9 protein-coding genes and 1 pseudogene are annotated in these 12,583 nt (G+C 35.9%); 5 read left to right on the top strand and 5 right to left on the bottom strand.

Features of this window, described 5'->3' with window-relative positions; all coding sequences use genetic code 11:
• The first annotated feature begins 3 nt into the window (after positions 1 to 3).
• Complete coding sequence (locus tag MUB24_RS14750; RefSeq protein ID WP_244705377.1) at positions 4 to 2,058, top strand: galactose-binding domain-containing protein; 2,055 nt, start codon at positions 4 to 6, stop codon at positions 2,056 to 2,058.
• Between the two features lie 679 nt (positions 2,059 to 2,737).
• Here MUB24_RS14750 and MUB24_RS14745 read toward each other — a convergent pair.
• Entirely contained in the window at positions 2,738 to 3,130 is a 393-nt protein-coding gene (locus MUB24_RS14745) for a substrate-binding domain-containing protein (RefSeq protein WP_244705376.1), read from the bottom strand.
• 351 nt (positions 3,131 to 3,481) lie between these two features.
• On the opposite strand from MUB24_RS14745, the pseudogene MUB24_RS14740 reads away from it, so the two are divergent.
• From MUB24_RS14740 to MUB24_RS14725, 4 genes and pseudogenes are all read left to right on the top strand, one after another.
• Positions 3,482 to 3,586, top strand: a pseudogene (locus tag MUB24_RS14740) (helix-turn-helix domain-containing protein); the annotation flags it as partial.
• 122 nt (positions 3,587 to 3,708) lie between these two features.
• On the top strand, positions 3,709 to 4,797 hold the full coding sequence (locus MUB24_RS14735; RefSeq protein ID WP_244705375.1) for a FecCD family ABC transporter permease: 1,089 nt from the start codon (positions 3,709 to 3,711) through the stop codon (positions 4,795 to 4,797).
• Positions 4,798 to 4,800: 3 nt separating this feature from the next.
• Entirely contained in the window at positions 4,801 to 5,562 is a 762-nt protein-coding gene (locus MUB24_RS14730; protein WP_244705374.1) for an ABC transporter ATP-binding protein, read from the top strand.
• 19 nt (positions 5,563 to 5,581) lie between these two features.
• Positions 5,582 to 6,616, top strand: coding sequence for an ABC transporter substrate-binding protein (locus tag MUB24_RS14725; RefSeq protein WP_244705373.1), 1,035 nt, complete (start codon positions 5,582 to 5,584; stop codon positions 6,614 to 6,616).
• Positions 6,617 to 6,919: 303 nt separating this feature from the next.
• On the opposite strand, the gene MUB24_RS14720 is transcribed toward MUB24_RS14725, so the two are convergent.
• The 4 genes from MUB24_RS14720 to MUB24_RS14705 form a co-directional block, all read right to left on the bottom strand.
• A complete protein-coding gene (locus MUB24_RS14720) occupies positions 6,920 to 8,527 on the bottom strand; it encodes a response regulator (protein WP_244705372.1) in 1,608 nt (535 codons plus the stop codon).
• Positions 8,527 to 10,269: a sensor histidine kinase gene (locus MUB24_RS14715; RefSeq protein WP_244705371.1), complete on the bottom strand. Its 1,743-nt coding sequence runs from the start codon at positions 10,267 to 10,269 to the stop codon at positions 8,527 to 8,529. The genes MUB24_RS14720 and MUB24_RS14715 overlap by 1 nt, the downstream gene beginning before the upstream one ends.
• A gap of 23 nt (positions 10,270 to 10,292) precedes the next feature.
• Positions 10,293 to 10,904 (bottom strand): DUF624 domain-containing protein, encoded by a 612-nt coding sequence (locus tag MUB24_RS14710; protein ID WP_244705370.1) that lies wholly within the window; start codon positions 10,902 to 10,904, stop codon positions 10,293 to 10,295.
• A 252-nt stretch (positions 10,905 to 11,156) separates the two neighbouring features.
• Entirely contained in the window at positions 11,157 to 12,563 is a 1,407-nt protein-coding gene (locus MUB24_RS14705; RefSeq protein ID WP_244705369.1) for a family 43 glycosylhydrolase, read from the bottom strand.
• Positions 12,564 to 12,583 lie beyond the last annotated feature (20 nt).

Genomic DNA, 12,583 nt, shown 5'->3' with positions numbered 1-12,583 from the left:
TTTATGGAAAGCTACGAAAATAAAACAAATCATTATACGCCATACCCCGAAGTAACAAACATAGAAAATGGCATTTCTTGGCCAGAAGGGCAAGCATTGCCTACATTTGCAACACCTGAAGATACGCTTGATACAATATTGGTTCAAGCATTTACGACAGATGAAGCGATCACTTTTTCTGCATTACAAGGGCTTGTGAATAAAGAAAAACCTAGAATTTTATTGCTTGACTCTGGTACAGATGAAGGTGCTTTTACATGGCCGATGACACCAATTATTGGTTTTGAAAATCGTGAAGCCTATTTAGAAACTACTAAATTCGATTTACTTTCCAAGTACGCAGACGAAGTCGATGGCGTCATATTGTATGATCCAACAATAAGTCCCCATTATAGAAATTTAGCGGGAACAATGGCTGGAATAATGAATGCTATACCTGTAGCTGAAAGTGTATATGAAGAAATGCAGGCTAAAGGGATAGAATTAGATGTAGTAGAAGATCTCACAGAAATGACTTTTACAACTCCGATTGAAATCTATAACTATCTCTATGATAATTATTGGGATGACACACAGAAACGGGTTATTTTAAATGCTAAACCGTATGATGAAGGTGGAGACCATCATCATACGAGAGATATTATTGCAGCAACTGGTGAGACAGTTCTTTGGCTTGATACATTAGACGATGACGAGAGAGAAGTACTTGAAAAGTTTTATGGAGATATGGAACCAGGAAATGCAATTGCACTTGGTTGGTATACGACCGAGCGTTCTGGCATTACGTTAGCATCAAAGTTTGGCATAGGCACAATGCCTGCTGATTTTTATATAAGCGGTAGTGTATATAGCGGAAATGATCATACCATAACACCTCCACCAGTTCCGAATAAACCTGAGTTAGAAAATAAAGTATATATCGCTTTATATATAAGCGATGGTGATAATATTCAATATACACAACGGGCGATGAGGGTGATTTGGGATGAGAATGAAGACTATCGAGGACAAATTCCGATGAACTGGACAATTGCTCCTGGCCTTGTTGATATTGGTCCTGGACTATTAAACTATTATTATCAAGATGCAACAGAAAATGAATATTTTGTAACTGGACCTTCTGGGATGGGTTACATGATGCCTTATAATACACTAAATGAGCCTGGAGCCCCAGTAAAAGATATCTTAACGGATGAGGATGCAGCCGATGGATATACGCGCTTAACAGAAACCTACTTACAAAGATCAGGTATTAGAGTTGTCACGATCTGGGATGATGCTTCACCAATGGTTAGAGAAGCTTATGAAAGAAATGGTCGTAACTTATATGGAGCAACCGTTCAGAATTTTAGGGATGTCCCTTCTGTTGCGGGAAGTATCGAAAATGATCGAGTACCTTTTGAAAAATTAAGGATTCCATACGGAAGTGGCTACGATCATATCCTCGGTGATATGACAACTGAGATTAATAAATGGGATGGGGAATCTCCATATTTCTTATCTTATCAAGTCGATATTTGGAGCGAGTTAAGACCAGAAGTAATCATAGAAATTCATGATAAGCTGAATGAACAGTATGATGGGAATGTTGAGTTTGTTCGAGCAGATCACTTCTTTTCATTGTATAATGAAGCAAATCACTTACCATTTAACTTAGCGATGTCAGAGCATACCACAGTAACAGCAAGTGATACTACAGTAGATCCAAAAGTTACTATTAACGGCACCTTCGCTGATATTTGGTCTTCTTCAGAGGAAGAAAATTGGTTGGAATTCGATTTCAGCGAAACATATGAGATCAATCGGTATGTGATCAGACATGCAGGGGAACATAGCCTTGAACAAGAGTTGAATACACGCGATTATCGAGTAGAAGTAAGCACAGATGGCTCAACATGGGAATTAATCGATGATTATAGAGGGAATCAATTAAATGTAACAGATATCGAATTCGATCCAGTAGAAGCCAGATATCTAAGGCTTACAATTGATAATCCAGGTGCAGATGATACCGCAAGAATTGCTGATGTTGAAATATATGGTAGAGTAGTGGATTAATAATGTTAAAATCACAGACTGAGGACTCATCCTCAATCTGTGATTTTTTTCAATTGAAAATTTGGTTAGTACCCAAAAAGATAGATTCTCAAAAATTATCATTTTACAGGTGAACAATACGCTACTTTAGCGAAGTATATATCCGGAGCGATTTATATGCGCTGCAATTGGATGAATGACCTTTTCGGGTGAAAACAAAAATTAAATTCATGTTTTTTTAGTTATAACTTGAGAGTAAATGCAGTTCTTATGGTAAAAAGCTGCGTCTAAAGCGTCCTATAATTAGGCTAACCCTAGTTACCGCTGCTTCATTAATTAAGTCTGAAAGTATGGAGCTAAGAAAAGCGCAAGCGCCCGTTTAGCGACGTACAAACTTTTTAGGGGCCTGACGAGATAAAGGAAACACGATGAACCCGAAGGGTGAATCGATGTTGACTTATCGTAGGAAGGCACCGAAAGTTTGCTAGTCGCTGGGCGCTGGAGCTAGATCCAAGAAAGGCAGATCTGCCCATTCTTTGGCTCATTCTTTCAGATTTCCTTTGGTCAAACTCTAGGAATCTTTGTTATTCTATCTCACTTTGAAGGATTAGCAACCGAATAAATTCTCTCCCCACAACAGAGCGATTTTAAAAAGGTCAAATTTATATTTCCTTTCTTTTAAAAAAAGACTTCCCCTTTTTTAGTCAAATAGTACTTTTGGTGCGGTACCGGTTGTACCCTTCACAACAAGTTTGGGCGGAATGTTCTTTTTCTTATATCCTTCATTATTATGACGCTTATCCAGTAACTGAATTAATATATTTGCCGCCCCCTCTCCTATAAGTTGTTCGGACTGATAAATATGTGTAAAAGCACCTAACTCAGAATCAAAATACGGATCATCAAACGATATAATGGATAGATCATCTGGAACGTTCAAATTCATACTTTCATCCAATTTATAAATATGCAGATCCAATTTTGCGTTTAATGCAATAAAAGCAGTAGCAACCTTATTCTGGATAAGGTTTTTAAGAGGTAAACTATCTTCTAGATTGGAATCTTTTCTTCTACATTGAAGAAATAATTGCACATTTTATTACAAATCCCCCCTTTACTAGTCGTTCAAAGGCATCAGCTTAAGGGCTTAAAGTCTTTCTCTCGAGATGCGTAGTTTACAGAGCCCCCGCTGTTATCCTATTCGTGGGTGAAGATAAACAGGACAATTATCTTATTTCTTATTTATACGGGATAAAAATTGGTAAAAAAAATCAGTTGATAAGCCTCATAACCGCTGATCTCGAATGAAGAAAGTTGCGATTCATTTGGCCTAATGCTTTTTTAGGCAGAAGTCTCCTATGGTGAACCTCCCCCAACAAATCAGAGATTTGGAAGAGGCTTCCCTGGACTTAAATACAGCTTACGTCACGCAAGTTTAGTGCCATTGGCATTAAGCGCCCAAGGGATGAGTCGGACAGATGCTGCTGAAAAGGCTGGTATCTCCCGTATGACTCTGTATCGAATGCTGCAAAGGGAGGAAAAAGGTTGAAAAGAAATTGGGAATTAGATGAAGCGTATCAAGTGTAAAAAAATGTTGATAATGATTAAATCATCTGTTATTATTTAATTGATAATGATTATCAATATCGTTTGGATGGTTTTCTGAAAGGGATGAGGCTTCTGAGTAACAAGGTGGTAAACAAACAAGAATTAGGAAACATCTATTATGCTATTATTTTTATTTTGATCTGCCTCATAATAGTATCAACTGTTTATTCTGTATCCATTGGGCAAGTACATATTCCCTTCAATCAAGCCATGAAGATCATTATACATACAGTGACAAATGGCAAATTGGGATCCATTGATACTGTTGAGAGTCAATCCTACTTAAATATAATTACACAAGTCAGGATGCCCCGAGTTATTTTTGCCCTTTTGATTGGCATGGGCCTTTCTTTATGTGGGACCATCATGCAAGCTGTCGTGCAAAATCCACTCGCTGACCCTTATATACTGGGGATTTCATCAGGGGCTTCGCTAGGGGCAACATTCGCGATATTAGTCGGTTTTGGCAGCGGAGCGTTATTGGCACAATTTGGTGTAGCGTTTGGAGCCTTTGTAGGTGCGATCATTACTTCAATAGGAGTGCTTATTTTATCAAGTGTGGGTGGAAAAGCAACATCCGTGAAACTCGTCCTTTCGGGAGTTGTCATTGGGGCGTTATGTAGTTCATTTTCGAGTCTTATTATATTTTTTGCTAATAATGCGGAAGGGATTAAAACAGTGACCTTTTGGTCGATGGGAAGTTTAGCCTCTTCAAATTGGGATAAAACCCCCATTATGGCAGTTGTTGTTCTAGCTGGATGCGGCCTGTTTCTTTTTCAACATCGAGTGCTCAATACGATGTTATTAGGAGATGAATCCGCGATTACACTTGGAATTAACTTAAGTGTCTATCGCAAACTCTATATGATCCTTGCCGCACTAATCACAGGAACCATGGTCGCTTATGCAGGAATGATTGGTTTTGTGGGCCTTATTATCCCCCACATATCAAGAGGACTATTTGGGGCAGATCACAAACGACTTATGCCAGCGACATTACTATTAGGTGGACTCTTTTTGATCTGGGCGGACATTTTATCGAGAATATTAATCCACAATGTTGAATTACCAATTGGAATTATTACATCTGTTATTGGTTCGCCATTATTTATCTACATGATTGCCAAAAAAGGCTACAATTTTGGAGGGTGAAAAATGGAATTGACCGTAGAGGGAATGGAAATAAAGATTGGTAAAAAGGAAATCGTTAAAAACATTTCAGTTTCAGCAAAAAAACAACAATTTGTAGGATTAATTGGACCCAATGGATGTGGAAAATCTACATTTTTAAAAAGTGTGTATAAGAGTTTAATTCCTCATAAAGGGACTGTATTTTTAGGCGATTTGAATGTTCTAAAAGCGTCTGAAAAGAAGGTTTCACAGCAATTAGGTGTAGTGGGGCAATTTAATGAAATGAGTTTTGACTTGACCGTCCAGCAAATGGTGATGTTGGGAAGAACACCGCATAAAAAATTGTTAGAGTCAGATAAGCAAGAGGACTACCGGATTGTTGAGGAAGCACTGATAAGGACAAATTTACTTAAATACAAAGATCGTAGTTTTTTATCCCTATCCGGGGGAGAAAAACAACGGGTTATTTTAGCAAGAACGATTGCGCAACAACCTAAATTTATGATTTTAGATGAGCCTACTAATCATTTAGATATTCGTTATCAAATTGAAATTTTATCTTGTGTGAAGGAGTTGAATATAGGTGTCCTCGCTGCTCTTCATGATTTAGAAACTGCAGCGCATTATTGCGATTATATTTATGCAATAAAAGATGGCAAGATTTATGCGCATGGTACACCGGAAAAAGTACTTACACCAGATACGATTGAAGCACTCTATGAAATTAAGTGTCAAACGTTTATTAATCCCATTACAAAGGGATTAGGTTTTGCATATGGAATATAAAAAAGGTGGAAGATTAATTGTGAAAAAGAATAGATTACTAGTTCTTGTAATAATTGCCATGCTATCTTTAACTGCATGTGGAAATGAATCAAAAAGCGACACTTCGGAGACGAAAACCACGAAAGCCAATCAACATTATCCACTAACGATCGAAAACTATACTATAGCTGAAGGAGGAGGAACTGCGGAGAAGAAAGAACAAGTATTTGCGAAAGCACCGGAAAGAATTGTGGCCAATACAAGGCCGGCAGCAGAATTACTACTCCATTTAGGCTTAGGTGACAGGATCGTGGGAGTAGGGGGAAATTTTGGAGCGCCAGATAAATCGGTAGAAAAAGAATACTCCAAGTTGCACATCCTGAGTGATGATTATATTGGTAAAGAGGTTGCATTAGGAGAAAATCCTGACTTAGTTTATGGGAGAGGAGGATTATTCGATAATGCGGACTGGGGAGTAGGAACAGTCGATACCCTTAATGATATGGGAATAAATACGTATGTTCTTGAATCATCCGTTACGGGAGCAACGTATGACTCCATCTATAAGGATATTGAAAACTTGGGAGAAATATTTCAAGTCCAAGATAAAGCAAAAAGTTTTATAAAAGAATTGAAGGACAAAGAGGAAGCAATACGATCTAATTTAGATAGCATAAAGGAAGAAAAAACATTCGCCTACCTGCACATGTCCGATCCCAATGAAGTGGGTGCATGGGCTGCCAATGGTGAGAATTTTTTCAATGATGCAATGAACATGGTAAAACTTGATAATGCTTTTAAAAATGAAAAAGGAGACGGACAGATATCTATAGAGAGGCTTGTTGATACGGATCCTGATGTCTTGATTATTCCAGATTGGTCCACAACTGGAGGGGTAGATGCTAAGACATTAAAAGAGGCGCTTTATAAGAATCCTAAATTATCAAGCATGAAAGCCATAAAAAATAAGCAGATTTACGCTGTTGATTATAACTATATGTTTGGATATGGCTATAACACGATAGATGGAATGGAAAAGTTGGCCAAGGAAATGTATCCAGATTTATTTAAATAAACGTTGTCAGCAATTCTTTGCAGTGACTTTCATAAAATGCAACAAAAAACACCTTCTGAATTGTGCCCATAGCATGATTTTTAAGAAGGTGTTATATTTTGTTCCGTACTACTAATTAAAAAAGGAAAAATTCCATTCATGCATAGGATAGTGAATGGACTTTTAGAAAGGTAAGAGACACCGTGTACATTTAGGTAGGGAGCGGTTAGAATCTTAGTCTATGATCCAAGACCGACGGTGCGTAGATCTGTGGGGGACGAATAGGATCTACACTGCGGAAAATGGGATGATGATCGTTTTGATTTACATAATACGTCTGTAGTCACTTGGCGTCATCCCGTATTCCTTTCTAAACACTTTTATAAAGTAACTATCATCCATGAAACCGACCATTTTGGAAATATCTTTAATTTTCAAGCCATGCTCTTTTAGTAAATCAGTAGCTACGGTCAATCGTGTACTGTTTAAAATATCCATAAAGCTTCGGCCAGTCTTCTCCTTGATAATCTTTGAAATATATGGTTTTGAAACATTATACTTATCAGACAAATCCTCCAAAGCAATATCGTCAGCATAGTCAGTTTCAATAATCATTAAAATTTGCTCAACAAGTTTTTCTTTTTTAGTCTTTCCCTTATTGTTACCGTTTCCTATATTTGTTAAAAGTAAAATATTCTCTTTTATTGATTTTCGTACTTCAGACAGTGTTTCTGCAGAATTAACCTTTTCAATTATACGAATAATGCAGGGATACAAGTGGCTTGCTAACTGTTGAGTCTTTGGAAGTCGTGCCTTCCTATCATTAAAAAACTGCATATATTCCAACAAGAACCCGTTAAAACGAAACTTTACAAAGTCAATCTTAGCGGTTTCTGGTATCATTTTAAGCCAAGATTCGATAATATTCTTAGTCTGATTTACATTTCCACTCAACATTGTTTCAAATATATTCATCTGAAAATCATCTAAAAAAATCCACAGATCATACTTTTTTTCTGTATACTTTGAGAAGGACAGTACTGGATGGTCAGTGGAAAACTTGCTAGCTGTTAATAACGTATCTACTTGGACTTTAAGAGTTTCAATCTCATTTACATTACTATGAAACTCAGAAATAGCAAATTTGACCGATACACCGAGCTTAGTTTTCAAAAATTTATTCGCTTCTTGACAGCATCGTTCAATCTCTTGTACCAAAACTGCATCTCCTTTGATACTGTTCAAAATCACAAAAGAATAATTTAGCTCCTCAAGTTCTTTTTGCATAATACGAATATCTTCCCTCTTAAATTGTTCTTGAAGTTCTTTTAACAAAATAAACTGTGTGTCTTTCCAATTTTTTTCAGACGACTGACGAACTAGATCAGAACCAATCAACACAATTCTGTCTGTTGAGCTGAACTTAAAATCAGATTGAAACTTAGAGATTGACTGAGGATCAGACCATAAAGCTGGGAATAAATGGTCTATATTCTTCAAATAATTGAGTTCTTGTTCCTTTTCTAATAAATGAATGAATGCTTCCTTCTCCTTTTTCTTATCTAAAATCTTCTGCTTTAAACCTAGCATAACCTTTTCTAGCTCATCAAAATCTACCGGCTTCAATAAATAGTCATATGCTCCCAGCTTGATTGCTTCTTTGGTGTAAGCAAAATCATTAAAACCGGTCAAAAAGACAAATTCAATATCTGGAAGTAATACCATCACTTTTTCGATAAATTTTACCCCGTTCATTTTCGGCATTCTGATATCTGACAAAATAGCATCTGGAGTATGGTCTTCTAAAAACTCGATAGCATATAAACCATTTTTAGCTGTACCCATCAATTCAAAGCCACAACTATTCCAGTCATACTGGCTTAGCCCGTTTAATACAAGAGGTTCATCGTCAACAATCAATAGTTTCAGCATTATGTACCCCTTTCCTCTTTTGTAGGAAGTACCAACTCAACAAGCGTTCCTTTACCTACTTTTGTATGAATTCTCAATCCATATTCTTTACCATACAAAAAATGAATTCGCTTATGCACTGCTAATAAACCAACATGTGGAGTGTCTTCTAATGAATCTTTGGCCTTTAAATTACAAATGATTTGCTTCATCCTTTCAGCGGAGATCCCTTTTCCATTATCACTAATGGATAAGAAAACTTTATTTTCTAGTTCAAACAAACGGATCACAATTCTTCCACCTTCGTCAATATCTGATAAGCCATGTTTGATAGCATTCTCAACAAGTGGTTGTAAGGTTAATTTTGGGACATTATATATGGTTAATTCTTCGTCAATCTGGTAATCTACTGTCAATTTGTCAGAATGTCTAATTTGTTGAATATATAAATAATCATTCACAATTTTTAATTCTTCAGCAATTGTCGTGATACTTTTTTGATTGTCAATAGCATTTCTCATAAGATTGCTTAATGCAAGAATCATTTTAGCGATTTCAATTTCTCCAGAGGAATGAGACATCCAATATATTGCATCTAATGTATTATATAAAAAATGAGGGTTGATCTGAGCTTGCAGGGTTTTATACTCTAACTCTTTCTCCAACTTTCGCATATTACTGACTTCTGTAATCAATTCGTCAATTTGGCTAACAGCATAATTAAAAGTCTCGCTCATCGTTCCTAACTCATCTTTACGATTCACAGAAAGTCGTACAGACAAATCACCTGCTACAAATTTCTTCAATCCAGACGTGATTTCTTCAATTGGATAAGTAATGGTTCGGCTTAGGCGCGTAACAAATAATAGGACTAACATGTAAATGATCATAGATACCAAGATGACTACATACTTTAGCTGATTCAGTTCTTTAAACATCTCTTCTTTAGATAATAAGACTACTGTTTTCCAATGCGTGTCCGATGATAGATAACGAATAGAAAAAAAACCGGGAATTCTTTGCTCATCATTCTCTAAATTATTTTGTAAATCTGTTATGTCCATATCCGATTCATTACGGATAAAAATTGGTAGCTGACCGTCGTATAAACAAATAATTCCCTTAGACAGCTTTATGCTGTCCTCTGTTGACTTATAAAGATATTCTTTTTTCAAAGCAAAACGAATGATACCCAATTCTTGTCCTGTTCGTTCATCTTTGATCTGCTTCAAAAAAAGAATATTACCACTAGCTTCCGGTTCAGCAAACATCAGGATTCCGCCATTACTCTGTTGCACTTTTTCTAAATATAACGCTTCATGTTTTATTGGTCGCTTTTCATTACTTATGGAAATATAATAATGATCCCCATTATCTGCATAGATTTCGATGTCCTCAAGCATTACACTCGAATAAACTTGTACCAGAATTCGTCTAATCTTACGGAAATTGCTATAATAGTTATCTTTATCTTGTTGCTCAATGGCAATGTCATCTGTTAATTCTTCCTGTACAGTAGGATCATTCACAACCTGAATAATTTTATTTTTTATTATCTCAATTTTATTATCAAAGTTATTAGACAGTTGAACCGTTGTCTGAAATGCTTGTTCCTCAATTTTATCTGCAATAATATTTGCGTATACACTGTAAATGAAAAAATCAATAATGAAGATCAAAACAAATAAGGAAGAAGCCAAAATAAGCAAAAGTTTTTTATTTATAGCTAAGTTTAAAAACCATTGTTTAAAATATCGTATCATAAATCTAATCTCTTCCTATTAATTTACATATAGTCCACCAATTTTAACTTCACGTACACCAGTAAGGCAGGGCAAAACAAAATAATCAACGGCATAAATGCTAAATTATGAAATGTAAGAAATAATGGAGTAGCTCCTACCACAAGTGCCAAAATAATCTTTGGAAGCTGCTTATAGGAAGTAAGGATTGACAATTTAAAGGACATAAATAATGGCTTCTTTTTCAACGAATACCAAATAAAAAGAGTTTGCATCCCCAAAAATATAAAAACATTCACTGTAATAAATAAAATTCTTATCAAATCAAAAAATGGACTCATAGGGATAAAGCGGTGAAAAATGATGAGATTAATCATTAGTGATAAAATCCAAAAAATCATCAGAAAGCTTAAGCCCAGATTCTGTCTTACATTTTGATGAAATTGAGAGAAATACTTTCTATAAATATGCGCATCTTCTTTTGTAATAAGACTAGCCATACTTTGATATAACGCGTGCCATGCCATACCAATAGTAAAAATCGGCAATGAACACACAATGAAAAGTATATTCAAAGCTACGATACTAAAAAATTCGTCCAAGATAGTATTCACTGAACCCTCAATTCCAAAAAGCTTTTGAAGATTATTTTTCATATGAAGTGCCCCTTTTGTTGTATATGGTTCAACACTTTAAGGTTCATTCCCTTCGCTGCGCTTAAGGCACAAAAATGACTGAAAGAAAAAATAACTCCCTCTAGTCATGTGTGTTAGTAGGCTTATTTTGCCCCCTACACCTTACACAATTCTTTCAAACTACGTGCCTATTTTTATGTTTTAAAGCATAACAGGATGTAAAAGTAGCTATATGATGAAGTATAGCCACTTTCCACATCCAAGAAGTTATTTTTACTTCAATTTATTGGCATATTTGATTTCTGTTAGCTCCAGCTGTCCATCCATGACTGTAACAGATAATTTGTTTCCAAGTTTTTTATATCCGCGAACATTTAATGCTACCCCGTCAATATAGATTGTGAAAATGGAATGATCAACAATTAATTTCAAATTGTATTCTTGATCTTCCTTCAATCGAATGGGACGTTGTAATCCTTTATTCATCATTTGGTACCATGGATAACAAGGACTTTTATCAAAAGACAGCTCATTGTCTACCAAAGAAAACGTAAATTCATAAGATTCGTCCGTTTCTTCATCTTTAAATAGCCGCAAGCTGAAAGAACGTGTGTCTTTTGAAAATTTTATATTTGTTTCAAAAGCAAAGAAATTATCAATCTCATCGATCAACACCTCTTCTTTTATTTCAGAGGCAGCGAACAAAACTCGGTTTGAAATTTCTTTTTTATTTGTAAAAGAATTCCATAATGAATCCACTGGTTTTACACCTAATGTATGATCTTCTCTTTGATAAACTTCATGAGGTACAAATGCTCCAGCCCATTCAAAGTTCCCCATATCATCATTGTTTTCCTTCGTTGCAACCCAGCCAAACAATACTCGTCGTTTACCATCAAAAGCAGTCCGCGCCGCATAATAAGGACGACCATCAAATGAATCATCGCTTGGAATCATCCATGGACCATCGATATTTTTACTCATTACATAACGTGTCTTACTTTGATCGCTATATTCGGTGTATACTAAATACCAATAGTCCCCCATCTTGAATAGATCTGGCATTTCAAACATTGTGTATATATTTGGTGCCCAAAAATCACCTTTAAATTCCCAGTTTTCCAAATCTTTGGAGCTAAAGTGAACTAAGCGGCCTGTCATTTTGGTTTTTGGACCTTCTAAACGTGTACCTAAGATCAATAAATATTCCTGTTTATTTTCATTCCATACCACCCATGGGTCGCGCCAATCTTGTGGATCATATCCTGGTTGAGGTGCTAATTCAATCAATTTATTTGATTTATGCCAAGTAATCAAATCATCACTATATGCATGTAATAAGACTTGAGAAACTTTGCCTTCCTTTGCCCAGTTTCGATTGTAACCCGTATAAAAAGCATGCCCTTTTCCGTTCGCTTCAAAGACTGAGCCGGCAAAAATGAATTGGTCAACGCTATCTTCGTCTCCCTTTTTGATTGAATCACCAAAATCCTCATAGTGAACAAAATCTTCTGTTGTTGCTAATGACCACCCAAAAGGTTCTCCAAACGGTCCCGGATTACGATTATCACGTTGATCATACAGATAAAATTTACCGTCTTTCCCCCAAGGCATAATGTCCCCAACCCAGTATCCTTTAGGCTGATAATATAAGTGGTTTGAATTATTAGTTTTTGACATTTTCAATTCTTCCTTTCAAT

Source organism: Lederbergia sp. NSJ-179, assembly GCF_022867885.1.
Classification (GTDB): Bacteria; Bacillota; Bacilli; order Bacillales; family Bacillaceae_C; genus Lederbergia.
The sequence above is the reverse complement of the archived record's forward strand: the minus strand, read 5'-3'. Positions and strand labels throughout refer to the sequence as shown.